This is a genomic window from Halomonas sp. KM-1 (assembly GCF_000246875.1).
Taxonomy (GTDB): domain Bacteria; phylum Pseudomonadota; class Gammaproteobacteria; order Pseudomonadales; family Halomonadaceae; genus Halomonas; species Halomonas aerodenitrificans.
The window spans coordinates 15,167-38,235 of the sequence record NZ_BAEU01000055.1 but is presented as its reverse complement, the minus strand read 5'-3'; the positions used below and the strand labels follow the sequence as shown (position 1 = coordinate 38,235).

At 63.0% G+C, this 23,069-nt stretch carries 31 protein-coding genes; 17 read left to right on the top strand and 14 right to left on the bottom strand.

All coding sequences use genetic code 11. From position 1 onward, the window contains the following. The first annotated feature begins 23 nt into the window (after positions 1–23). The 5 genes from B8115_RS05475 (at position 24) to B8115_RS05455 (ending at position 4,059) form a co-directional block, all read left to right on the top strand. A complete protein-coding gene (locus B8115_RS05475; RefSeq protein ID WP_026037912.1) occupies positions 24–362 on the top strand; it encodes a helix-turn-helix transcriptional regulator in 339 nt (112 codons plus the stop codon). Continuing rightward, on the top strand, positions 352–1,602 hold the full coding sequence (locus tag B8115_RS05470) for a type II toxin-antitoxin system HipA family toxin (protein ID WP_026037911.1): 1,251 nt from the start codon (positions 352–354) through the stop codon (positions 1,600–1,602). Before B8115_RS05475 ends, B8115_RS05470 begins: the two co-directional genes overlap by 11 nt. Before the next feature lie 155 nt (positions 1,603–1,757). Next, a complete protein-coding gene (locus B8115_RS05465; RefSeq protein WP_010626754.1) occupies positions 1,758–2,093 on the top strand; it encodes a hypothetical protein in 336 nt (111 codons plus the stop codon). Positions 2,094–2,311: 218 nt separating this feature from the next. After that, on the top strand, positions 2,312–2,878 hold the full coding sequence (locus tag B8115_RS05460; RefSeq protein WP_010626753.1) for a TetR/AcrR family transcriptional regulator: 567 nt from the start codon (positions 2,312–2,314) through the stop codon (positions 2,876–2,878). Then, entirely contained in the window at positions 2,875–4,059 is a 1,185-nt protein-coding gene (locus B8115_RS05455) for an MFS transporter (RefSeq protein WP_083861778.1), read from the top strand. The genes B8115_RS05460 and B8115_RS05455 overlap by 4 nt, the downstream gene beginning before the upstream one ends. Before the next feature lie 35 nt (positions 4,060–4,094). Here the strand turns inward: B8115_RS05455 and B8115_RS05450 are convergent, their stop codons facing one another. From B8115_RS05450 to B8115_RS05435, 4 genes are all read right to left on the bottom strand, one after another. Next, the gene (locus B8115_RS05450) at positions 4,095–4,436 is read right to left on the bottom strand and encodes a DUF427 domain-containing protein (protein WP_010626751.1); all 342 of its coding nucleotides are present in this window, start codon (positions 4,434–4,436) and stop codon (positions 4,095–4,097) included. 17 nt (positions 4,437–4,453) lie between these two features. Beyond that, entirely contained in the window at positions 4,454–4,804 is a 351-nt protein-coding gene (locus B8115_RS05445; RefSeq protein WP_026037910.1) for a DUF86 domain-containing protein, read from the bottom strand. After that, positions 4,797–5,087 carry a nucleotidyltransferase family protein gene (locus tag B8115_RS05440; RefSeq protein ID WP_026037909.1) on the bottom strand — a complete coding sequence of 97 codons (291 nt, stop codon included), beginning with the start codon at positions 5,085–5,087 and terminating at the stop codon, positions 4,797–4,799. Before B8115_RS05440 ends, B8115_RS05445 begins: the two co-directional genes overlap by 8 nt. A gap of 107 nt (positions 5,088–5,194) precedes the next feature. Next, a complete protein-coding gene (locus tag B8115_RS05435; RefSeq protein WP_010626748.1) occupies positions 5,195–6,427 on the bottom strand; it encodes an EAL domain-containing protein in 1,233 nt (410 codons plus the stop codon). A gap of 198 nt (positions 6,428–6,625) precedes the next feature. On the opposite strand from B8115_RS05435, the gene B8115_RS05430 reads away from it, so the two are divergent. Together B8115_RS05430 and B8115_RS05425 are read left to right on the top strand one after the other, a co-directional pair. Beyond that, on the top strand, positions 6,626–7,126 hold the full coding sequence (locus tag B8115_RS05430) for a DUF962 domain-containing protein (RefSeq protein WP_010626747.1): 501 nt from the start codon (positions 6,626–6,628) through the stop codon (positions 7,124–7,126). A 72-nt stretch (positions 7,127–7,198) separates the two neighbouring features. Next, positions 7,199–7,963: a helix-turn-helix domain-containing protein gene (locus B8115_RS05425; protein WP_010626746.1), complete on the top strand. Its 765-nt coding sequence runs from the start codon at positions 7,199–7,201 to the stop codon at positions 7,961–7,963. 19 nt (positions 7,964–7,982) lie between these two features. Here B8115_RS05425 and nfsA read toward each other — a convergent pair whose 3' ends face one another. Continuing rightward, positions 7,983–8,714 (bottom strand): oxygen-insensitive NADPH nitroreductase, encoded by a 732-nt coding sequence (gene nfsA / locus B8115_RS05420; RefSeq protein WP_010626745.1) that lies wholly within the window; start codon positions 8,712–8,714, stop codon positions 7,983–7,985. A 198-nt stretch (positions 8,715–8,912) separates the two neighbouring features. Between nfsA and B8115_RS05415 the strand changes: the two genes are divergently transcribed. Beyond that, positions 8,913–9,302, top strand: a complete 390-nt coding sequence (locus B8115_RS05415) for a GFA family protein (protein ID WP_010626744.1) — start codon at positions 8,913–8,915, stop codon at positions 9,300–9,302. Here B8115_RS05415 and B8115_RS05410 read toward each other — a convergent pair whose 3' ends face one another. Beyond that, positions 9,303–9,617 (bottom strand): hypothetical protein, encoded by a 315-nt coding sequence (locus B8115_RS05410; RefSeq protein ID WP_010626743.1) that lies wholly within the window; start codon positions 9,615–9,617, stop codon positions 9,303–9,305. A gap of 211 nt (positions 9,618–9,828) precedes the next feature. Here B8115_RS05410 and B8115_RS05405 point away from each other — a divergent pair, with 211 nt between their 5' ends. After that, positions 9,829–10,446: a LysE family translocator gene (locus B8115_RS05405; protein ID WP_010626742.1), complete on the top strand. Its 618-nt coding sequence runs from the start codon at positions 9,829–9,831 to the stop codon at positions 10,444–10,446. Between the two features lie 462 nt (positions 10,447–10,908). Here the strand turns inward: B8115_RS05405 and B8115_RS05395 are convergent, their stop codons facing one another. Next, a complete protein-coding gene (locus B8115_RS05395) occupies positions 10,909–11,823 on the bottom strand; it encodes a LysR family transcriptional regulator (RefSeq protein WP_010626740.1) in 915 nt (304 codons plus the stop codon). Positions 11,824–11,927: 104 nt separating this feature from the next. On the opposite strand from B8115_RS05395, the gene B8115_RS05390 reads away from it, so the two are divergent. Further along, the gene (locus B8115_RS05390) at positions 11,928–12,755 is read left to right on the top strand and encodes an SDR family oxidoreductase (protein WP_010626739.1); all 828 of its coding nucleotides are present in this window, start codon (positions 11,928–11,930) and stop codon (positions 12,753–12,755) included. Positions 12,756–12,769: 14 nt separating this feature from the next. Here B8115_RS05390 and B8115_RS05385 read toward each other — a convergent pair whose 3' ends face one another. Together B8115_RS05385 and nikR are read right to left on the bottom strand one after the other, a co-directional pair. Continuing rightward, positions 12,770–13,252, bottom strand: coding sequence for a metallophosphoesterase (locus B8115_RS05385; RefSeq protein WP_010626738.1), 483 nt, complete (start codon positions 13,250–13,252; stop codon positions 12,770–12,772). A 5-nt stretch (positions 13,253–13,257) separates the two neighbouring features. Next, a complete protein-coding gene (gene nikR, locus B8115_RS05380) occupies positions 13,258–13,665 on the bottom strand; it encodes a nickel-responsive transcriptional regulator NikR (protein ID WP_010626737.1) in 408 nt (135 codons plus the stop codon). Between the two features lie 169 nt (positions 13,666–13,834). Here nikR and nikA point away from each other — a divergent pair, with 169 nt between their 5' ends. The 6 genes from nikA to bfr all read left to right on the top strand — a co-directional run bounded on the left by nikA (position 13,835) and on the right by bfr (position 19,398). Next, entirely contained in the window at positions 13,835–15,424 is a 1,590-nt protein-coding gene (gene nikA / locus B8115_RS05375; RefSeq protein ID WP_010626736.1) for a nickel ABC transporter substrate-binding protein, read from the top strand. A gap of 3 nt (positions 15,425–15,427) precedes the next feature. Further along, positions 15,428–16,372 (top strand): nickel ABC transporter permease subunit NikB, encoded by a 945-nt coding sequence (gene nikB, locus B8115_RS05370; protein ID WP_010626735.1) that lies wholly within the window; start codon positions 15,428–15,430, stop codon positions 16,370–16,372. Next, on the top strand, positions 16,372–17,220 hold the full coding sequence (gene nikC, locus B8115_RS05365; RefSeq protein WP_010626734.1) for a nickel ABC transporter permease subunit NikC: 849 nt from the start codon (positions 16,372–16,374) through the stop codon (positions 17,218–17,220). The genes nikB and nikC overlap by 1 nt, the downstream gene beginning before the upstream one ends. After that, entirely contained in the window at positions 17,217–18,032 is an 816-nt protein-coding gene (locus B8115_RS05360) for a nickel import ATP-binding protein NikD (RefSeq protein ID WP_010626733.1), read from the top strand. The genes nikC and B8115_RS05360 overlap by 4 nt, the downstream gene beginning before the upstream one ends. Continuing rightward, positions 18,029–18,844 (top strand): nickel import ATP-binding protein NikE, encoded by an 816-nt coding sequence (nikE, locus tag B8115_RS05355; protein WP_010626732.1) that lies wholly within the window; start codon positions 18,029–18,031, stop codon positions 18,842–18,844. Before B8115_RS05360 ends, nikE begins: the two co-directional genes overlap by 4 nt. A gap of 86 nt (positions 18,845–18,930) precedes the next feature. Beyond that, positions 18,931–19,398 (top strand): bacterioferritin, encoded by a 468-nt coding sequence (gene bfr / locus B8115_RS05350; protein WP_010626731.1) that lies wholly within the window; start codon positions 18,931–18,933, stop codon positions 19,396–19,398. On the opposite strand, the gene B8115_RS05345 is transcribed toward bfr, so the two are convergent. Together B8115_RS05345 and B8115_RS05340 are read right to left on the bottom strand one after the other, a co-directional pair. Further along, entirely contained in the window at positions 19,377–20,534 is a 1,158-nt protein-coding gene (locus tag B8115_RS05345; RefSeq protein WP_010626730.1) for a DUF1835 domain-containing protein, read from the bottom strand. The genes bfr and B8115_RS05345 overlap by 22 nt on opposite strands. 195 nt (positions 20,535–20,729) lie before the next feature. After that, on the bottom strand, positions 20,730–21,755 hold the full coding sequence (locus tag B8115_RS05340) for an SDR family oxidoreductase (RefSeq protein WP_010626729.1): 1,026 nt from the start codon (positions 21,753–21,755) through the stop codon (positions 20,730–20,732). A gap of 184 nt (positions 21,756–21,939) precedes the next feature. Between B8115_RS05340 and B8115_RS05335 the strand changes: the two genes are divergently transcribed. After that, positions 21,940–22,149, top strand: a complete 210-nt coding sequence (locus B8115_RS05335) for a DUF3820 family protein (RefSeq protein ID WP_010626728.1) — start codon at positions 21,940–21,942, stop codon at positions 22,147–22,149. Between the two features lie 10 nt (positions 22,150–22,159). On the opposite strand, the gene B8115_RS05330 is transcribed toward B8115_RS05335, so the two are convergent. From B8115_RS05330 to B8115_RS05320, 3 genes are read right to left on the bottom strand one after another with little or no spacing between them, the layout of a single operon-like run. Then, positions 22,160–22,522: a hypothetical protein gene (locus B8115_RS05330; RefSeq protein ID WP_010626727.1), complete on the bottom strand. Its 363-nt coding sequence runs from the start codon at positions 22,520–22,522 to the stop codon at positions 22,160–22,162. 3 nt (positions 22,523–22,525) lie between these two features. After that, positions 22,526–22,798 carry a type II toxin-antitoxin system RelE/ParE family toxin gene (locus B8115_RS05325; protein ID WP_010626726.1) on the bottom strand — a complete coding sequence of 91 codons (273 nt, stop codon included), beginning with the start codon at positions 22,796–22,798 and terminating at the stop codon, positions 22,526–22,528. A gap of 3 nt (positions 22,799–22,801) precedes the next feature. Beyond that, positions 22,802–23,023, bottom strand: coding sequence for a hypothetical protein (locus tag B8115_RS05320; protein WP_010626725.1), 222 nt, complete (start codon positions 23,021–23,023; stop codon positions 22,802–22,804). Positions 23,024–23,069: the final 46 nt, after the last annotated feature.

Genomic DNA, 23,069 nt, shown 5'->3' with positions numbered 1-23,069 from the left:
CTAACCGATACTATAGTGTCGATATGAAAACGAGACATGTGACTCTCAGCCCCCATGCTGCCCTCTCACTGCGCCTGTTCGCAGGACTGATCGAAGAGGGGCGTCTACACAAGGGTTGGACCCGAGACGAACTCGCCGAGCGAGTGGGCGTCGGCGTGGTCACGATTCGCCAGATCGCCAAAGGCTCTCCCCGGGTGGCCATCGGCACCTACTTCGAAGCGGCTGCGTTGGTAGGCGTATCGCTATTCACCGACGACACGGACACCCTGAAACGCGAGTCCGCTACCCAGTTGGAACGGCTGGCGCTGCTTCCCAAACGCGCCCGCCGTCAGCAGCACGAGCCCCTCGACGATGACTTCTAGCCAACGTGCCTATGTTTGGGTGTGGCTGCCTAATCAGCCCCTCCCGGTGGCTGCCGGCCTCCTTGAACGCGACGATCAGGATCGCTACCGTTTCGCTTACGGTCGGCGCTATCTTGACCGAGAGGATGCCATCAGCCTTTTTCCCCGTGAGCTTCCCCTGCGCCGCGGCAACCAGGAACAGGTCAGCGGCACACTGCCCTCCTGCCTACGAGATGCGTCCCCAGACGCTTGGGGGCGCCGTGTCATCATCAACCGGCTGACAGGAATGACAGGCGCGGGAGCCGATCAGGCCGATTTCAATGAGATGGTTTATCTACTCGAATCGGGGTCCGACCGAATCGGCGCCCTCGATTTTCAGCTCTCGCCCACCGAGTACAAGCCACGCGAGCATCAGGATGCCACCCTGGCGGAGCTGCAAACGGCTTCTGAATACGTGGAGGCAGGGGAGCCGCTACCTCCCGCTCTCGATCAAGCCATTCAGCACGGCAGCAGCATCGGCGGCGCTCGCCCCAAGGCCCTGCTGAATGACCAGGATCGCAAGTTGGTGGCGAAGTTCTCTTCCAGCACCGACCTCTATAGTGTGGTGAAAGCCGAATTCGTTGCCATGCGACTTGCCAGTCTCGCGGGGCTCGATGTGGCTCCCGTCGAGATGACCCGCTCGCTGGGTAAAGACGTACTGCTGGTAGAACGCTTCGATCGAATGAAAGCCGCTAACGGTTGGTCACGAAGGATCGTGCTATCGGCACTCACGCTGCTGGGCTTGGATGAAATGACCGCTCGCTATGCCAGCTACGAGGACCTGGGCCATCGCATACGGGCAGAATTCGACCAGCCGGGTTCAACCCTCCAGGAGCTTTTCGGACGCATCGTCTTCAATGTGCTGTGCGGCAATACCGACGACCATGCTCGCAACCATGCCGCCTACTGGGATGGTGAAACCTATCGATTGACGCCAGCCTATGACATTTGCCCCCAATCACGAACCGGTGGAGAAGCCACTCAAGCGATGCTGCTACATGGCCAGGAACGACGCAGCCAGCTTGTTCATTGCCTGAGGGCAGCGGAGCAACTCGGCCTGACCCAAGTGCAGGCAAAAGAGATCATCGGCCGTCAGCTCGCCACGATTCGGGCGCAGTGGGATAGCGTGTGTGATGAGGCCGGCTTGAGCCCGGTCGACCGCGCCTTCCTCTGGGGCAGGCAGTTTCTCAATCCTTTCGCGCTGGAGGGGTATTCGGAGTGAGACGGGCCTCACTCCAGGCGGCTTCGCCATGTCGCCCGGGTGCGCACGGATGGCTTACATTTTTTCCATTGAGCCCGCCGCCTTGGCTCAGGCAGGATGGGGAGAGGGAAGCAGGTTGGTAGATACAAGCAACGGCATACCGCTGGAGGAGCCACATGCAACCGCTGAGCTATTACTACTACAACGTGCTGGAAGGTCTCGAAAAGCCGTGCGACGTGCCGGCGACTCAACTGCAGGAGGGCTACGATATCCTGTATCGACACGGCGGGCGCATCGAAATGGACCTGATGCGCAAGGCCGAGGATAGCAATGCCCAGGGGCAGCCCTACCACTGGTATGAGGCTCTCGACGAAGAACAGCAGGCGAAACTGCACAAGGCCCTGGATAACGAAGACCCCGCCAAGATCCTCAAGATCATTCAGCGCAACGGCTATGCTGGCGTTCTCTACCACCATGCCTGGCATCACTTCCGGGAGTCGGGAGCCGCCTAAGGTCCGACAAGGATCACACCAGCACGTTGGGCAAGTCATGCCGACTGCTTGTAAGCAAGTCTTGACGTGAAGGGCCGCTTTCCCAGGAGAGCGGCCCTTCTACTTAGCGTTTGACACTTCCCGCTCCTCTGGTCTTAGATATGGCTACCATTTAGATAGATCGGTCTATATAAACCCGGTCTATGTAGTATGTAGATTGGATACAGGAGCACCACCGAATGCCCGCCTCCAAGCGCGACCATCTGCTCGCCACGGCCGAGCGTCTCTTCTATGAGCAGGGCTTTCATGCCACCGGCATCGACCGCATCGTGGCGGCGGCCGGGGTGGTACGCATGACGCTCTACAACCACTTCTCCTCCAAGGAGGCGCTGGTCGCGGCGGTGCTGCAGACACGCCATGCGCGCTTCATCGCCAGCCTCGATGCGGCCACCGCCACCGCCCCGCCCGGCCATGCGACCCGGGCTCTGGTCGAGGCCCATGGCCGCTGGCTGGAGCACAGCAGTCAGCATGGCTGCATCATGGTCAAGGCGATGGGTGAGTTTGCCAAGCACAGCGCAGAGGTTCATGCGCTGGCGATCTCCGCCAAGCACGACCTGCTGGCACGCATCGAAGCCACCGTGGCACGCGATGGTCTGGATCATCACGCCAACCTGGCGCGACGCCTCTTCATGGTGCTGGAGGGCAGCAACACGGCGGTGGTGCTACTGGGCATGCAGCCGGCTCTGTCTGACACCCGAGCGGTGGTCGATGCTCTGCTCGCCGCAGCCCGGAGCGAGACGCCATGAGGCCCCTTTCCGCTCTTGGTATGGCGGCCCTCGGCAGCGGGATCATCGCCATCACCTACGGGCTGGCCCGCTTCGTATTCGGTCTGTTCCTGCCTGCGATGCGCGACGAGCTGACGATCTCTTCGAGCATGGCGGGCGTGATCGGTGCTCTGCCGTTCCTGAGCTTCGTCTTTGCCATCCTCGTCGCCCCCTGGGTGACACAGCGCCTCGGGGTTCGCCGTGCCGGCGTTGCGGCGGCCGCCCTGGCCGGGATCGGGTTGATCATGATCGCCCTGGCGCCTTCCGCATTGCTGCTGGCCACCGGCGTGCTGATCTGCGGCATCAGCACCGGCCTTTCCTCACCGGCGATGGCGGAAGCGGTGTCGCGGGTCGTGCCAGCGAGGCTGCGTGGGCGGGTCAACGCCACCATCAACGCGGGCACCAGCGTGGGCATCGCGCTAGCCATGCCCGCGGTGCTGATCTGGGCGGAGGCCTGGCGCAGCGCCTATATCGGCTTCGCCGCCTTGGCGGCCCTGGGCGCACTGGCGGCCTTCCTTTTCCTGCCCCGGGACGACCGCCCTCTCCAGTCATCGCTACCTTCCCTCGCGGCCCTGCCGGTGAGCCGTGAGCAGTGGCACGCCATCACTCGGCTGAGCGGCCTGGCCGCCGGCATGGGGTGCGTGAGTGCGGCTTACTGGGTGTTTGCTCCCGATGCGGCGATCGCCGCCGGTGGATTGGGGCCGAGCCAGACCGCCTGGATGTGGCTGGCAGTCGGCCTCGGCGGACTGACAGGCGTTGGCGCCGGTGATCTCATTGCGCGATTCGGGTCGGTGCTCAGCCATGCTGCTGGTTTGGTAGCGCTCTCCGCAGGTCTGGTTCTGCTGGCCCTCGCCCCCGACCATTTCCCTTTGACTCTGGCATCTGCGGCCCTGTTCGGCGCCGGGTACATGACCCTTACCGGGTTCTATCTGGTCAGGGGAATCGAGATCATGGAAGAAGCGCCCGCCTTCGGCCCGGTGCTGCCACTGCTCGCCACCTCGGTCGGCCAGGTCGCCGGCTCCCCGCTGGCCGGCTGGCTGGTCGGAGCCGAAGGCCATGGCACCACCTTCCTGCTCTTCGCCGCCCTGGGGCTGGCCGTCACCGGCCTGGGTGCGTGGCTGCTGAAGGAGAGAGTCGCCGTCGATTCGCACGCGCCGGGGTAGCGAGTCGTTGAGCCCAGGCCGCCGCGGTCTAGCGTCTAGCGATCTTCTGTCACGAGCGCCTTGTCGTCATCGAAGGCCAGGTATTCCGCAATCGTCTCCATGCCTTCCAGTGGTTGCTCGTAGCTCCACGCTACATCGGCCTGATCGCCGAATGAGAAGTACGCGGCATCGCCCTTGAACGGGCAGTGGGTCACGGTCTCGGAGCGGCTCAGGAGGTCCATTCGAACGTCTTCGCGGGGAATATAGAGTCGAGGCGGATAACCACGTTCGCGCAGCTCGAGGGCACGGGTGGTATCGGCAAGCAGGGTGTCACCGATCGATACTTGCACTCGGTGTCGCTGCGGATTCAGAGTAATACGGGGCTCGGTAGAGGTCATCGCTTCGTCTCGCCCATCTACTGGGTTTTGATTGTACGTAACTGCTCCAAAAGCTTAGGAATATTGTCCTGAATGATGCTCCATACGGTATCGTCATCAATTCCCAGATAAGCATGTATCAGGCGATTCCTAGTGGCGACGATCAACCGCCATGGTATTTCCGGATACCGCTGACGAATTTCTTCCGGAATGCGAGTAGCCGCTTCGCCAATGAGCTCAAGATTACGAAGCGTAGCATCATAGGTAAGGTCGTTATTGATAAAGCCGTCTTGATCCAAGCCTTCCGTGTAAGACAGAACTTTCTCGGCGAAGCCGATCATATCATTAATATAGAAGCGCCATTCACGCATCGGATGTGTCTTAGACACGCACAGCCTCGCGCTCGATATAAGGCTTGAGTTCGGGACGAAGCGCCTTGTCGGTCACGAGATCAACCGGATGCCCCAGCAAATCCTCAAGATAAAACTGCACCCCGAAATAACGAGCGGAGGTCGCCGGGCCGTCAAAGCTCACCAAGATATCGATATCGCTGTCATCACGGGCCTCATCGCGAGACATGGAACCAAAAAGCCGCAAAGAGGTTACTCCGTACTCACGAGAAAGAGACGGTAGGTGATCCCGTAACAGCTGCAAAGCCTTGGTTCTGTTCATATCTCGATCCCCCTATGCGTCGAGGTTTCGCGCTTCATGCTTTTCACGCTCTCAGCATAGCCTACCATGGGGTAGCGAAATCCCCAGCATGCCAAAGACCTGGAGGCTCAGCCGTAGGCAGACAACTGACCCGGCCGACCCAACAGATAGCCCTGCGCCTTGCGTACTCCAATGTCTCGCAGCACTTCCAGCTCGGCCTGGGTCTCGACGCCCTCGGCGAGCAGACGGCTGCCCGTCTCGTTGGTGAAGCCAACCAGAGCAGCGGCCAACGCTCGACTGTCGGGGCGCTTGTCTATGCCCTGGACCAGGGAGCGGTCCAGCTTGATGACGTTCGGTGCCAGATGAAGTATGTGGCGAAAGCTGGCATAGCCGGCACCCGCATCGTCGATTGCCAACCTGAGCCCCTGCCTGCGCATCTCGACCAGCGCTTCGAAAAGCCCCTCATAGTCTTCGACGATATCGTGCTCGGTCACCTCGAGCATGAGACGTTCGAGGGGATAAGGGCTGAGAAGATCGGCTAGTCGGCCAGACAGGAGGGTAGCCGGGGAGGCATTGAGTGACAGATAGGCCGTGTGGGGAATTTCAGCCAGCGCCTCTAATGCCATTTCGATGGCGGCCAGCTCCAGCTCCTCCCGAAGCCCTACCATAGCGGCTTCCTCGAACCACTTGTCGGGGCCTCGATGCGGCTCGGCAACGAAGCGCGACAGCGCTTCATAACCGGCAATGCGCTTATCGACGAGATCGTGCATGGGCTGGAAGACGATATGGAAGCGATGATGATCGAGCACATCGCGTATTCTGGCCTTAGCGGCTTGTTGCCGCTGTTGGCGCTCGTGCTGTCGCTCTAGCTGCCGCCCGGCAAAGTCGGCAAATACCCGCATCATTGCCAGGTCACGCTCATTCAGCGTGACATCGGGTTGGCGAGAGAAGCAGCATAGCGTGCCGAAAATACTGCCGTTTTTCAGACGTATGGGCACGCTGAGGTGAGCGCCTACCGGCAACTTGAGAGTTACTGCCAGCTCCAGCGCCGCTGGCTCCTGTCGTGCATCCGGAACCACCTCCGGTAAGCTGCCTTCCAGAACCCGTTTGCAGTAGCTTTCTTCAAGAGGGTCCGACGCTCCTACTTCCAGAAGAGGGGCGGCTTCATCCACGAAGCGAAAAAATCGCCTTTCGTCTTTGAATTCCGAAATAAAGGCAACATCCATACCGAAGTGGGTACGAATGGCATGCAGGATCTCGAGCAGGGCCTCTTCGGTCGACGCTTCGGCAAGCTCGTCCAGCCCCTGGGCGACATCCAAAAGCAGACGCCCATCTGTTACGTCGAAGACTCCGGTTCCCATAGGGCATCCCTTGCGTAGGGGTTATTGTTATGCGTTATGGGATTAAGCCTAGCACCTAAGTGTGATTTGTCATGCACCAGTTCACCGCCCCCAGGTAGGCACGGCTACCAGCCACACCGTAGCGGTTACATACAAGGCAGCGCCCCTCTGACGCGCCTAGCATGAGCCTGACCCTGACCTACCAAGAACAACGAGGGCATGACCATGCGTAACCTGCAGCAGTTTCTCGACGACTACGGCGAGAGCCATCGCCATCCGGTGAACCAGTGGGTGCATATCGTCTGCGTGCCGGCCATTCTGTTTTCCACCCTGGGCCTGCTGTGGCTGGTGCCGCTTGGCCGCTGGCTGGGCCTGGAAGGCGGTGCGGCCGAGTGGGTCAATGGCGCCACCCTGCTGGGCGTGCTGGCCAGTCTGGTTTACCTGCGCCTCTCCTTCGGTGTCTTTGTGATGATGCTCGCCTGGTTCGCCCTTTCCGTGCTGGGCATTTTCGCCATCCTGAACGCAGGGTGGTCGCTGTTCTGGATCTCGCTGATCACCTGGGTGGCGGCATGGGCGTTGCAGGTGTGGGGGCATAAGGTGGAAGGCAAAAAGCCGTCGTTCATCGAAGACGTGGTCTTTCTGCTGATCGGCCCGATCTTCGTCACCTTCGAAGTGGCGCACAGGCTGGGGCTGCGCGTGCCGCGTCCGGCCGGGCATTGAGCCTGCCGTATCGGCGTCCGTTTCTTGAATGGCGTATCCTCGGTGCTATGGATCGATAGCCATGGATCGCCTGTGACGAATACCTCTCCGCTGCGCGGCACCCTCTACCTATGGCACGACCGCTGGATGCTGCTCGGCCATCTGCCGGCCAACCGGGCGCACCGCCACGTGAGTGCGTCGTTGCTGCTGGGACTGGATGGAACGTTCGAGCTCCATGTGGAAGGGGCACGCCGCCAAACCCGGGCGGCGGTGGTGGCACCGGACGTATCCCAGGCCCTGAGCCCAGGGCAGACCACCATGCTGGTGGCCCAGCTCGACCCGGACAGCGATGCCTGGCGCCGCTTGGCAGGCAGCCTGGCAGGGCGAGCCAGCATGGACCTGCCGTTGGCCGAGGATCAGGCCTGGGCACTGGCCCATAGCAACGATTGCCACACTCTCTCGGCCAATCTGGCGCAATTCCTGGCCGCTACCAGCGGGTCACCGCTGTCGCTGGACCCGCGCATCGCGGATATCTGCCACTACCTGCGTGAGACTCTGCCGGAACGGCTGGATGCCACGGCGCTGGCCGAGCGCGCCGGAATCTCCGCCTCGCGACTCACGCACCTGTTCCGCGAGCAAACGGGGGTGACGCTGCGGCGCTTTCTGCTGTACCTGAAGATCACCCGCGCCATGGCCCGCTGGCAGCCGGGCATGACCCTCTCCACCCTGGCCGCGGAAGCGAGCTTCTACGATCAGCCGCATCTGGTACGCACGGCCCGGGACATGTTCGATGCCCTGCCCTCGGCCTATATCGGTACCGGGCAGTTCCACATCTGTCGCTGCAGCGAAGCTGGTTGAGCGGCAGCGGCGGACTGGCTCACTTCATCTCGAAGCCACGCTTGGTGAGAAACTCGCGCATATGGGCGCGCAGCTTGCTGCTGAACAGCGGGGAGAGGTTCTTCGACCAGTTGGTGTCCTTGTTGCCGCCGCTGCGCTCGCCGTAGTAGCTCTGCATGGCGTCGTCGAAGGCGGCGACATGCTCGCTGTCGTCGCTGTAATAATCCTCCTTGAGGATCGCTTCCACCGGCAGGCGTGGCTTGACGTCCGGATCAACAGCCGGATAGCCGAGGCACAAGCCGAACACCGGGTAGACGTGCTCGGGCAGATGCAGAAGATCGCTGATGGCCTGGGGGTTGTTGCGGATGCCGCCAATGTAGCAGATGCCGAGCCCCTCGGATTCGGCGGCGATGACCACGTTCTGAGCCATCAAGGCAGCATCCACACTGGCCACCACCAGTTGCTCTGTCATGCCGCGCACGACGTTGGCACCGCTGCGTTCGGCTGCCTCGGTGGGTCGCTTCATGTCGGCGCAGAACACCAGAAAGTCGGAAGCGGTGGCCACGTACGACTGGCCGCCGGCCAGCTCGGCGATCTTCTCGCGGTTGGCCGGGTCCTTCACGTGGATGACGGTGTAAGCCTGCACATGATTGGAGGTCGCGGCGGCCTGACCGGCGCGAATCAGCTCGATCAGTAGCTCGTGGGGGATCTTCTGGTCGGTGAATTTGCGAATCGAGCGATGGGATTTCAGCAGTTCGATGGTGGAATTCATGTCGCCTCGCGGGTGCCTGTCATTCGTTAACCTGCTTATTATCTTTCATTCCGGCGCGCTTTGCATTTTTACAGGCGTGGTTTCAGGCGAACTCCAAGAAAGCGCTACCCTTGCGTTATCACCTCTGAAGGGTACTCAGCCCTCTTCTCGCTGAGCGATCAGTCGATACAAGGTCAGTCAATACCAGGGAGGCCTGGCATGGAGCGATACACCGGCGGTTGCCTTTGCGGCAACGTTCGAGTCGAGGCGTCGGGACGCCCGTACCGGGTCGGCATTTGTCACTGCCTGGACTGCCGCAAGCACCATGGTGCGCTCTTCTACGCCTCGGCGGTGTTCCCCCAGGAGGCGGTGACGATAGAGGGCGAAGTGCGCGACTACAACGGGCGTTTCTTCTGCCCTCGCTGCGGCTCGTCGGTTTTCGCACGCAGCGACGACGAAATCGAAGTTCACCTAGGCAGCCTGGATAGCCCGGATCAACTGATGCCCACCTACGAGAGCTGGGTCGTGCGCCGCGAGGCCTGGCTGCCGCCGTTCCCGTACATGAAGCGCTATGACTGCGACCGCGACGCCACGGGACGCGAAGCCTAGCTATCCATCACACGCACAGCCCGGCGGCTGACGGCAGGTGTAGTTGCGGTTGATGCAGGAGTTACCGCAGGCTTTGCCGGTACGGCAAACACGGCAGCAGCCCTGCGCCAGCCAGAACGCATCCTGTTCGGCGCGTAACTCGCAGGGTTCGCTCTGAGCGCTTTCGTTCGTGCTCTCCAAGGCGGCCAGAAGCTGGGCCTGGGGATGGAAGGTATCGGAGTAGCCTGCCTGGGTGGCTTCGGTGGGCAGCAGGCTGGCAAAGGCGGCACTCGAGAAGAGGAGTGCCACCAGCAGGACGAGCAGTCGCTGAGTCATGGTGTGGTCCCTTGCGTATTTTTCGTAGTCAGAGCCCGCTTATGTTGCGGGCTTCATCTTTCATTCTAGCTCTGATCAGCCAGCACGCCCCTGTGGCAAAAGGCGCATCTCAGAAAGTGCCCGAGGCCAGCGGCAGCCACACGCTCAGGTTGTCGTGCCTGACATCGCTGTTGCAGAATCGAAACCCGCACCGCACCCTCTGGTGGCCCAAATGGACTTGCTGACCCTGCTGCTCTTCGTGCCGGCCTGCTTCGCTCTGAACATGGCGCCGGGCCCCAACAATCTGCTCTCCATGAGCAACGCCAAACGCTATGGTGTGCGCATGGCTTGCCTGGCCGGCATCGGGCGCCTGGCGGCTTTCGTGGTGATGATCGCCCTCGCCGCCTCGGGCCTGGCTACCGTGCTCTACACCTCCGAGAAGCTGTTCCTGCTCATCAAGGTACTCGGCGCCGGCTACCTGTTCTGGCTGGCCTTCCAGCTGTGGGGCGCCGAGAGTAGCGACGAGGGCATGGCCGCCGCCCCGATGGGGCTCTGGGGCCTGAGCCGGCAGGAGTTCCTGCTCGCCGCCGGCAATCCCAAGGCGATCCTGATCTTCACGGCGTTCCTGCCTCAGTTCGTTACGCCAGACGGCGACGTCGCCTTCCAGTTCCTGATTCTGGGCGCCCTGTTCCTGGTACTCGAATGGGTGGCCATCATCGGTTACGCCTGCTTCGGCGCCTTTCTGCGCCACTGGTTCTCGCGCCCCACGATGCGCCGGCTGTTCAACCGCGCCTGCGCAAGCCTGTTGGCGAGCGCCGGCATCGGCCTGCTGGTGGCAAGGAGAGAGTAATTTTCACCGTCGGGAAGCTCTACTCCTGGAAAAGAAATAGAACGTCGATACGAGGAGCAGTATCAATGACACCAAGTGAGCATAGGCCGCATACCTGTATGAAGAGCCAAGCTCGTTTATCGCCATATGAAAAATCTCATCATCGATCATGATGAAATCGATTTCCCCAACAATACAAAAGAGAAGAAAAGCGGCATAAGGCCATAGCAACCAATGGCTACGAACCTTAACGACAAGCAGAAAAATCAAAAACAGAACGCTCAGAAACAACAGCATCCCACCTTGGCTCGCCACCTTGTCAGCCACCTCCGCATGCGCCAGCAACGGAAACAAACCAAGAAGTAAAAAAGAAAAAAACGGGTCATTTAAGCACCTGACAAACTCGATATATTTTTCAAGCGGTCACCGATCACGTTCAGGGACGGATCATACTCACTCCTACCAGGGCCAGGGAGTCGCACATCACACCTGAACTTCTGATGTTTTCAACAGATCGATCAAGGCGCGCAGCGCCGCGGGCACGTGGCGGTGCCCGGGGTAGTAGAGCATCAAGCCGGGATAAGGCGGGCTCCAGGCTTCGAGCAGCGCCACGAGCTGCCCCGAGGCGAGGCGCTCGCTGGCCACGATTTCGGGTACGTAGGCAATACCGAGGCCATCGGCTGCCGCTTCGACCATGAGTTCGTTGTCGTCGAGCGTCAGTGCGCCGGGAACGTCGATGGCGATCTCCTGTCCTCGCCGCTCGAACTCCCAGCGGTAGCGCTTGCCGCTGGGCAGCCGCTGGCGGATGCAGCGATGCTTGTGCAGATCATCGGGCACACTTGGCGTGCCGAAGCGGTGCAGGTAATCCGGCGAGGCCACCGCCAGGAAGCGCATGGCACCGCCCAGCTTCACCGCAATCATGTCCTGAGGTACCGCCTCGCCAAGCCGTACCCCGGCGTCGAAGCCCTGTTCGACGATGTCGACGAGCCGCCCTTCGCTAACGAGATCGAGTTCCACTGCCGGGTAGCGGCGCAGGTAAACCGGCACCACATGGGCAAGCAACAGCCGAGCCGCTGCCCTGCTGGCGTTGATGCGCAGCACGCCGCCGGGCTCGCCGCGGTCGTCGGCAAGGGTATCCAGCGTGGCGTTCAGCTCACTCAGCGTGGGGGTGATGCGCGTCAGGAACCGGCTACCGGCATCGGTCAGGGAAACGCTGCGGGTAGTACGATGCAACAGGCGCACGCCGAGCTGCTCTTCCAGATGCCGCATGCGGTGACTCAGCGCCGAGCGCGAGACACCGATGACGTCGGCGGCGCGTCGAAAGCTGCGTTCGGCGGCCACCACCGCAAAGGCTTCCAGATCGGCCAGGGCTGGCTTGGATATGCTTGGCTTGCTCATTGGTGAATTTCTCTCACGAGTTCATACAACAGTAGCCTACTTCTGCGTTCCAATCGGAAGCGCGACCATGGTTTCGTCAATCCACCGAAGGAAGGAACGAAACGATGAACAAGACATGGTTGATTACCGGAGCCTCTTCAGGCCTCGGCCGCCTGATGACGGAGCGCCTGCTGGCGCGTGGTGATCGCGTGGTTGCCACGCTGCGCCGGGAAGGCGTGCTCGACGAACTGCAGCAGGCCCATGGCGAACGCCTGCTGGTGCTGAAACTCGATCTCACCGATGTGGCTGGGATCCGCGAGGTCACCCGCCAGGCCTTCGAACGCATGGAAAGGATCGATGTGGTGGTATCGAACGCAGGCTATGGGCTCTTCGGTGCCGCCGAAGAACTCAGCGACGAACAGATCGAACACCAGATCGCCACCAACCTTACCGGTTCGATTCAGCTCATTCGCGCGGTGTTGCCCTACCTGCGCGACCAGGGCGGTGGGCGCATCGTGCAGGTCTCCTCCGAAGGCGGCCAGAAGGCCTACCCCAACTTTTCGCTCTACCACGCCACCAAGTGGGGTATCGAAGGCTTCGTCGAGGCGACGGCGCAGGACGTGGCGCCGTTCGGGGTCGATTTCATCATTGTCGAACCGGGCCCCACCGCCACCGATTTCGCCGCCGGGCTCGTGCGCGGCACGCCAATGGCGGTCTATGACGCCACGCCGGCGGGCGATGTCAGGCGCGCCATTGCAGGGGGCAGCTTCGAGATAAAGGGCGATGCCGAAAGGACGATAGACGCCATGATCGCCGCCGCCGACGCCGCACAACCACCCATGCGGCTAGCACTCGGCAGTTCAGCGTATACCGGCATCAAGCAGGCGCTGGAAGCGCGGCTCCGTATGCTTGAGGCACAGCGCGACGTGGCCTTTTCGGCCGATGCCGACTGACTTTCACTCGGCCTTTACAGCGGCAAATGCAGGATGGCGCCACGCAGGCCACGCTCGTCGGCCCACAACTTGCCCAGGGTGATGGGCAGGCGAAAGCGGCGCTTGCCGGCAGCACCGGGATTGAACAGCAGCCGGCCATCCTGCCACTCGTTGCGCGGCTTGTGGGAGTGGCCGTGAAGTACCGCATCGCAGGGTGTGGCCGGGTCGAGCTCCTGCAGGATATGCGTGAGATACAGGTGCCAGCCGTTGACGCTGAGATCCAGCGTCGTCGGCAGCGCCTCGGCCCAGGGCGCGGTGTCGATGTTGCCGCGCACCGCGAAGGTCGGCGCCAGCTCGGCCAGTCGTTCGAGCAGGCCGGCGTCCTCGTCGCCCCCGCCCACGTCGCCGAGATGCACGATCAGCTCGCAGCCCTCGAGCAGAGTGAGCGCCTCGGGGCGCAGCAGGCCGTGGGTATCGCTGATGACCCCTACCGGCTTGTCACTGACGAAGGTGTGCATGGCGTTCAATCCAGCTGCGTGGGGATGACCTGGAGTTCGCCATGCGCCACGGCGCGCTGCGAGGTGATGCTGTCGGCGAAGTGTCGCACGTCGTGAGTGTTGCCCTTGAGAATGCTCACTTCCAGGCAGCGCTCCGGGTCGAGATGCACGTGCAGCGAGGCGACCGTGAGGTCGACATGGTCGTGGTGCGAACGGGTCAAACGGCGGGCCAGGTCGCGGGCCTCGTGATCGTAGACGTAGCTGAGCACGCCGACGCAGCTACTCTCCTGCCCCTCGGCCCGCGCAGCCTCTTTCATTCCCGCTCGCGCCAGGTCACGGATCGCTTCCGAGCGGTTGGGGTAGCCCCGCTGCTCGATCATGCGGTCCAGCTCCGCCATGAGCCCGTCGTCGATGGTGATGGTGATTCTGTGCATGGCTCCTCCGCTGCCGGCTGTGACTGGACGCGCCGTATCGCCGCCCGCGAAAGCCACAGAATACGCCAGCCATGACACCGCCGCCCAGATCGGGCAGCGAATTGACAATGCGCGTCGGTATGATGTTTTCTATAAATATTCATACCCTACACGATACCGAGAGATCGTCATGCGCCCCTTTCGTGCCGCCCTGTCCCTGATGCTGGCGGCAAGCCTAGGCTTGTCTGCCACCTTCATGACCATCCCCAGTGCGGCTCAGGAGCGCCTCAACTTCTCCTGGCCCTCTAACGTCGGCGCCCTCAACCCCCACCTCTATTCTCCCAATCAGATGTTCGCCCAGGCGATGGTCTTTGAACCGCTGGTGCGCTACCAGGCCGACGGCCAGGTGGTGCCCTGGCTGGCGGAGTCGTGGGAGGTATCGGATGATGGACGCACCTATACGTTCCAGTTGCGTGAGGACGTGAGCTTCTCCAACGGCGAACCCTTCGACGCCGCGGCGGTAGTGGCCAACATCGAGGCAATACTCGCCAACCGCGAGCGCCACGCCTGGCTGGAGCTGGCCAATCAGATTCAGGGGGCCGAGGTGGTGAGCGAGCATGTCTTCAGGCTTCAGCTCGGCGAGCCCTACTACCCGCTGCTGCAGGAGCTGGCCCTGCCGCGCCCTTTCCGCTTCATCGCGCCCTCTCAGTTCGTCGAAGGCGGCACCAAGGAAGGCATCGAGGCGCCCATCGGTACCGGCCCCTGGGTGCTGAGCGACACGCGGATGGGCGAGCGCGACCTGTTCGTGCGCAACGAGAGTTACTGGGGGGCCGCACCGGCGTTCGACGAGATCGACGTCAAGGTGATCGGCGATCCCAATACCCGCGCCATCGCCTTCGAGACCGGCGAGATCGACCTGATCTACGGTGCCGAAGGGCCGATTTCGCCGGATACCTTCGAGCGCTTCCGCGCCATGGGCATGTATACCGCCGAGCTTTCCGAGCCGATGCGCACCAACGCCCTGGCCCTGAACAGCAACCGCGGCCCCACCGCCGATCGCGCCGTGCGCCTGGCGATCAACCACGCCGTGGACAAGTACACCCTGATCGACAGCGTGCTCTACGGTACCCAGCGACGCGCCGACACCCTGTTCTCACCCAACGTGCCCTACGCCGATATCGGCCTGGAGGCCTATGCCTTCGATCCGCAGCGGGCCAGCGAGCTGCTGGAAGAAGCGGGCTGGCAGCTGGCATCCGGCAGTCGCATTCGCCAGCGCAACGGCGAGGAGCTGATGATCGAACTGGTGTTCGTCGGCAATGACGCCGTGGCCAAGTCCATGTCCGAGGTCATTCAGGCCGATCTGGGCCGGGTCGGCATCGGCGTGCGCCTGATCGGCGAGGAGGAGAGCAGCGTCTACGCCCGCCAGCGCGATGGCCGCTTCGGCATGATCTTCAACCGCACCTGGGGCTCCCCCTACGACCCGCATGCCTTCGTCAGTTCCATGCGCGCTCCCTCTCATGCCGACTACCAGGCCCAGCTCGGCATGCCGGACAAGGAAACGCTCGACGAACGTATCAGCCAGGTGCTGCTCTCCACCGACGAAGCGCAGCGCCAGGCACTCTACGAGTGGATTCTGACCCGGCTGCACGACGAGGCGATCTACCTGCCGCTCACCTACATCACCGCCATCGGCATGGCGCGGCCCGAGCTTGGGCCGATGCCGTTCGGCGCCATGGCAAGCGAAGTGCCCTTCGACCAGCTCAAGCCCGAGGCGCGCTAGGCCATGGCAGCCTTTATCCTGCGACGACTGCTGCTGTTGCCACCGATGCTGCTGGCGGCGTCGCTGCTGATCTTCCTGCTGCTACACCTGGGCCCCTCCGACCCGGCGATGGACTATCTGCGTCTTTCACAGGTGCCGCCCACCCCCCAGGCGCTGGAGGAAACCCGGCGCCTGCTGGGCCTCGACCAGCCGCTGATGGTGCAGTACCTGGATTGGCTCGGCGGGGCGCTGCGCCTGGACTTCGGGGTCTCCTACGCCACCCAGCGCCCGGTGCTGCCGGACCTGCTCCACTACCTGCCGGCGACCCTGCAGCTGGCCGGGATCGCACTAGTGCTGACGCTGGGCATCTCGATTCCGCTGGGCATGTGGGCATCGCGCCACCGCAACAAGCTGCCCGACCAAGCGGTGCGTACGCTCGCCTTCGTCGGCGTGTCGATGCCCAATTTCTGGCTCGGCTTCCTGCTGGTGCTGCTGTTCTCGGTGCAGCTCGGCTGGCTGCCGCCGATGGGCCGCGGTAGCTGGGCCCATCTGGTGATGCCGGCCATCGCCATCTCGCTGATGTCGCTCTCGATCAACGCCCGGCTGCTGCGCGCCAGTATGCTGGAGGTGGCCCGTCAGCGCCACGTCACCTATGCCCGGCTGCGCGGGCTGCCGGAGCGCCGTGTGGAGCGCTCCCACGTGCTGCGCAACGCCCTGCTGCCGATTATCACCGCCACCGGCATGCACATCGGCGAACTGATCGGCGGCACCCTGATCATCGAGACCATCTTCGGCTGGCCCGGGGTGGGCCGCTACGCGGTGTCGGCGATATTCAACCGCGACTATCCGGTGATCCAGTGCTTCACCCTGCTGATGGTGACGATCTTCGTGCTGTGCAACCTGATCGTCGACATCGTCTACGCCTGGGCGGACCCACGCATTCGGCTCTCCGCCGAGGGGGTGGAGTGATGCTGCGCAGCGTGAGCGATTTCTGGCAGGACGCCGGCTGGCCGGTGCGCGGTGCCATGCTGATGCTGGTGGTGCTGATACTCGCCGCTGCGCTGGGGCCCTGGCTGACGCCCCACGACCCCAGCGCCGTGGACTTGGTGAATCGCCTGCAGAGCCCTTCGCTGAGCCACTGGCTGGGCACCGATCACCTGGGTCGCGACATCCTTTCGCGGCTGATCGCCGGGGCCGGCGTGTCGTTGGGCTCGGTGGCGGTGACCATGTCGCTGATGCTGCTGCTCGGCATCACGATAGGCGGCACGGCGGGCTTTCTCGGCGGCCGTACCGACCAGGTCATCATGCGCCTGACCGACATCTTCCTCACCTTTCCCACCCTGGTGCTGGCGCTGTTCCTGATCGGCATACTCGGCACCGGTCTGGTCAACGTGATCGTCGCCATTGCCCTCTCCCACTGGGCCTGGTACGCGCGCATCGTGCGCAGCATCGTGCTCTCGCTCAAGCACCGCGACTTCATCCACGCCGCGCGGCTGGCCGGGGTCAGCCGCCTGCGGCTGTTCACCCGCCACCTGCTACCGGCGATTCTCTCGCCGCTGCTGGTGCTGGCGAGCCTCGACGTCGGCCACATCATGCTGCATGTCTCGGGGCTCTCCTTCCTCGGCCTGGGTGTGTCCGCACCGACGCCCGAATGGGGCGTGATGCTCTCCGACGCGCGCCAGTACGTGTGGACCGAGCCGCTGCTGCTGTTCTGGCCGGGGCTGGCCCTGCTGCTGAGCGTGATGGCATTCAACCTGCTGGGGGATGCGGTGCGCGACCGTCTCGATCCCCACCTGCAACTGGAGCTCGGACATTGAGTGCGCTGAGAATCGACGCCATGCGCGTGGAGACCCACCGCCACGGGCGCACGCTGACGCTGGTGGACGGCGTCTCGCTGAGCCTCTCGCCCGGTGAGGTGCTGGCCCTGGTGGGCGCCAGCGGCTCGGGCAAGTCGCTGACCTGCGCGGCCAGCCTGGGCGTGCTGCCTCCCGGCACCGTGCAGACCGACGGCCGGGTGAGCCTTGGCGGCGAAGCCTTGCACTTCCCCGAGCTGCGCGGGCGACTGGTGGCGAGCATCCTGCAGAACCCGCGCAGCGCCTTCAATCCGGTGCGCAGCATGCGCGACCACGCCCGCGAGACCTTCAAGGCGTTGGGCGTACCCCGCTCGGCCTGGGAGAAGCGCATCGCCAAGGCCATGCAGGAGGCCGGGCTCGAGGACACCAAGCGCGTGTTGGGACTACATCCCTTCGAGATGAGCGGCGGCATGCTGCAGCGGATGATGATCGCCCTGGCGCTGGCAAGCGAAGCGCCCTTCCTGTTCGCCGACGAGCCCACCACCGATCTCGATCTGATCGTTCAGCGCGAGATCCTCGAACTGCTGGAACGGCTCAAGCACGAGCGCGGCCTGGGTATTCTGCTGGTCACCCACGACATGGGCGTGGTGGCGCGGCTGGCGGATCGTGTGGCGGTAATGGAAGCGGGCCGCATCGTCGAGACCGGGCCGGTACAGACGATTTTCCATCGTCCCGCTCACGCCACCACCCGCGAACTGGTGGCGGCCCATCTGGCCCTCTATGGGCTCACCAGCGCTGACAGCCCCCACCCCACGACGCTCGAGGTGACCCAATGAGCCTGTTGGCCGCGCGCGGCGTACATCATGGCTATCGCCGCTTCTCGCTGGTGGGTGCGGGCCGGGTGACGCCGGTACTGGAGAGCGTCGATCTCGACATCGCCCCCGGCGAGACCCTCGCCCTGCTGGGGCGCAGTGGCTGCGGCAAGAGCACCTTGAGCCGCCTACTGGTGGGGCTGGAGACGCCTACATCGGGAGAGGTGCGCTTCGAGGATCGCCCTCTTCAGAACCTGGCCAAGACGCAATGGCAGGCGCTGCGACGCTCGGTGCAGATGGTCTTCCAGGACCCGCTCGGTGCGGTCAATCCACGCGCCAGGGTGGCGGAGATCATCGGTGAGCCCTTGGAACACCTGTGCGAACTCGAGAGCACGGCGCGCCGGGACCGGGTGGTCGAACTGCTGGAAGCGGTGGGTCTCGACGCTGAGGATGCCGACAAGTACCCCCAGCAGATGAGCGGCGGTCAGCTGCAGCGGGTGTGCATCGCCCGCGCCCTGGCACCACGGCCGAAACTGATCATCCTCGACGAGGCGGTCTCCAACCTCGACCTGCACCTGCAGATCCGCATGCTGTCGCTATTCGAGCAGTTGCAGCGAGAACACGAGGTGGCCTATCTCTTCATCACCCACGACCTGCGGCTGGTGGAGCGATTCTGCTCGCGGGTAGTGGTGATGGAGGCGGGGCGCATCGTCGAGAACACCCCGGTTACCCTGCCGCTGGGGCTCACCACCCATGAGGGGCGCGCCCTCCAGGATGCCGTGCTTCCGGCGTTGCCAAGACAAATGCGAATCGCACACGAAAGCAATATCAAATAACTGAATTTCAAGGAAAAATTGACCAATCCAATCATTCTCCCTAGGATGGTTGCATTCGCACGACTCGCACCAGGGGAAGGACACGCATGAAAGGCAGTCAAGAGATCATCGATGCCCTGAACGGCCTGCTGGCGGCAGAACTCGCCGCCATGGACCAGTACTTCATCCACTCCGAGATGTATGCCGACTGGGGCCTCACCAAGCTCTACGAGCGCATCGCCCATGAGTTCGACGATGAAAAAGGCCATGCCAAGCAGTTGATCGAACGCATCCTGTTCCTGGAAGGCAAGCCCGACATGCATACCCGCACCCCTGTACGTATCGGGCAGGACGTGGAGGAGATGCTCGCCAACGATCTCCAGCTCGAATACGAGGTGGGCGACGCCCTGAAGGAAGCCATGGCTCTATGCGAGCGGGAGCGCGACTTCCAGACCCGCAACGTGCTGCTGGGGCTCCTGGCCGATACCGAAGAGGATCACGCCTACTGGTTGGAGCAACAGCTGCGACTGATCAAGATGCTGGGCAAGCCGAACTACCTGCTCTCGCAGATGTGAAGCACGGCCCGCCCCCGCTCGGTCAGCTCGAGCTGGCGGTGGGGCCATTCCCACTGGTTCTCACTGATGTCGAGAAGCGGCTCGGGCTCAGCGATGAGCGGCTGTAGCAGCCACCAGAACATCAGGTCGCCCAGATAGGGTAGCGGCTCGTACTCGCGCATGAGGTAGGAGAACGTCTTTCCCACCGGCAGCGGGCCGTGGTCGCGCACGATCTCGAGCGTCAGTCGTGCGGTCAGGCCGAGCCCGGTATCCGCGGCGGGTAGTTCCTGCAGGTGACGGGCCAGCGCGTGGCCCATCATCGGCAGTGCCGACGTACCGCTGGCAACGAGCGCTTTCAGCGGCTCGGGGCCGTTTGCGGTCAACGCTTGCCACGCCTGAGCACCCAGCGCCAGCAGCGGCGCCTCCACGGGGCGGCGCTGCTGCCACAGCCAGGCCAGCAGGTCCGGAGCGAGCTGGCCGATACCGATGAAGCGTTCCACACCGGGCACCGACTCTACCGCCACCAGCTCGACCCGTGCCTTGGGCGGCTTCGCGTTCAATCGGTGAAGCAGGTAGGCCAGGATCAGCTGGTCGTAGCTATCGTGTTCGAACCACAGCACCAGGCGCTCATAGCGCTCGAGTTCGTCCAGCGCGGCGTAACTCTTGCGCAGCCGGGCCAGGGCATCGCGCTCGGTCATGCCGGAGATTTCTGCCAGGTAGCGTGCACGCAGCGTCATGAGGTCTTCTGGCGGCAGGTCGCGCAGCGGGCCGATGCAGAACGGATCGGAAAACTCGAGGAAATCGCCCCCGAAGCCAGCGGTGCGCAGGCTGTGCTCGATATCCGTGCCGCAGCGAATGTGCAGCGTGGCCATGTCGCGGTCGCCGCGCTCGGCTAGCCTGCGCCGAGAAAAGTCGAGCGCCTCGATATGTGCCTTGAGCTTCGGCCAGCTGGGAAAACCACATTCGCGGGCGACGACGAACTGGGTATCGGCGAGCTGCAGCGGCGCTTCACGCGGCGGGATGTATTGCAGAATACGCGCCAGCGCAGCCGGCTCGTCGGTCCGGGCAGCCTTGAGCAGTTCCTTGGCACGCTTGCGCTGCTGTTCGAGATTGAAGCGGCCGTGCGACGTGGCGTCTGGCCGGGACAGAAAAGACATACGATTCCCTCCATGCGCCTGTGTCCGCCGGACAGGCCGGGAGTCGTATGGTATCGGCAATCTTAAGCGTTGGGCGCAGCCCTTTCCGCGGACGGGGACGCCTTGCGGCGTTACCCCTTAGCCTCGCGCGGCTGGGTGCGGGTGTCAACCCGGTCATGGCCCCGCACGGCGGGGCTTTTCTCTTTCGTTAGCTCGTCATGCGCCACCCGTGGCGCTGTAATTTTGACCGGTAGCGAAGCTGGACTCCTGCGAGGCGAGCAGGACGAATACCCCGGCGATTTCTACCGGTTGCCCCGGGCGACCCAGCAGGGAGTCCTCGCCAAAGGTGGAAACCACTTCCTGGGGTTGGCCACCGCTGGGCTGCAGCGGGGTCCAAAACGGCCCAGGCGAGATCGTATTGACGCGAACGCCCTGATCGGCGACCTGCTTGGAGAGCGTCTTGGTGAAGTTGACGATCGCCGCCTTGGTCATGTTGTACTCGAGCAGGATCTCAGGGGGATCTTCGGCCACCATGGAGGCGACGTTGATGATCGAAGCCCCTTCCTCCATGTGTGGCAGGGCCGACTTGGTGATCCAGAACATCGCGTAGAGGTTGGTCTTCATGGTGTCGTCGAAGATCTCGGTGCTGACGTCCATGATCGACTCCGCCCACTGCTGCCGGGCGGCGTTGTTGACCAGGATGTCGAGCCCACCGAGTCGTTCCACCGCGGTTTCCACCAGCTCACGGCAGAACGCCTCGTCGCGAATGTCGCCGGGTATGGCCACGGCGGTCCGCCCTTCCGCTTCGATCAGCTCGATCACCTCGCGGGCGTCGGGCTCCTCCACTTCCAGGTAGTTGATGGCCACATCGGCGCCTTCGCGGGCATAGGCGATGGCCGCGGCCCTGCCGATGCCGGAGTCGCCGCCGGTGATCAGCGCTTTGCGGCCTGCCAATCTGCCGCTGCCGTGGTAGCTCTCTTCGCCGTGATCGGGTCTTGGCTCCATTTCGCCGGCCAGGCCCGGCCACTCCTGGGGCTGTTCGGGAAACGGCGGCTGGGGGTACTGCTCCCGCGGGTCCTGCATCTGTGTGAGGGGGCTCTCTTCGGGGCTGCCCTGGGCCGAGGCCTGATTGCCGCCGTTCTGTTGAGCGAAAGCGGGGCCGGCAACGGCAGCGGCCATACCGGTGGCCAGGCCGCCGACGAACTTGCGACGTGCGGGGTCGTGAGGATGGTCGGATGACATGCGACTCTCCCTTCCCTGGGTGGGTGACTGACTGGCGCTTGTGTCTTCCCTAATGAAGCTAGCCCGGCTCCACGGCAATACAATGCCAGTCCGGTAAGCGTATGTTGCGTTCGGCAAACTCCTCGCTTGCCCCGCAACGCCTTTACTGGTGGGATACGCCGCAGCGCAACGACAGGAGAGAGACGTGCAGCCAGAAGACCTGGAAAAGCTGGTTACCCGGAAGATGCCATTCGGCAAGTACGAAGGCCGGTTGATCGCCGACCTGCCGGGGCCCTACCTCAACTGGTTCGCTCGCGAGGGCTTTCCGCCCGGAGAGATCGGGGAATTGCTGCACCTGATGCACGAGATCGACCACAACGGACTGGGCGCCCTGCTCGACCCGCTGCGCCGCTAATGGGTTGGTTTTATCGTGATGAGGAAGGACGCTCGGCCAGGGCTCGCCGGTACTCTTCACGATAGGCTTCGATATGTCGGGCCGGCTCCGCAGGCAAGCGCCCCAAGGCTACGGCCAGTTCGAAGAAACCCTGTGCCGGCAGGCCATCGCGCCGGCTGACCACCAGCGCGGCAATGAAGGGTCGACCGCACTCGGCGTCTTCACGCATCAGTGTTTCGAGGGCCTGGGCCACACGCTGGATGGTCCTCGGCGGGGAAAGCCCCAGGGCTTCGGCGAGCTGCTGGTAGGTCATCGGCAGCGTGGCCGCCGGTGCCGTTTCGAGCAGGCGGCGGACCTGGGTGGCGAGTAACTGAGCGTCGGTTGAGGAAGCCATCTGTCAGCGCTTGATGTCGCGATAAAAATTTTCGTGGGTGCCCAGTGCCATCAGGGTCAGCACGATCGAGTCGCCATCGTAATGGTAGCCAAGTAGTGTCAGTTGCTTGGCCATCTTGAATTTGTAAACGCGCAGAAAACTCAGATCGCCTCTTTTCAGTTCACCGATCAGCGGGTTCTCGATCAGAGTACGCACGGTCTTGTCGAGATCGCGTTTCTGGTTGGCATGAAGCTTCTTGACCGCCTTGGTAAAGGTAGGCGTCTGAAGAACCTGCATTGCTTAGTCGAACTCGTAGGGTTCGAGCTTGCCGGCTTCGCGCTCGGCCTTGGCAATGATGGCCTGGCGCACGAATTCGTAAGGCAGATCGGGATTGTCTTCCATCATTTCGCCGATCTTGGCCCAGTGCTCGATCTGCTTGGGCGTGGAGCGATTCATCGCTTTGGCCATGATACTGGCCTTTTCGACCAGCTCATGATCCAGACGAACGCTTGAAGTACTCATCGTCGAGCTCTCCCTTAATATCCTCAACCAAGCGAGGCAAAAAGCA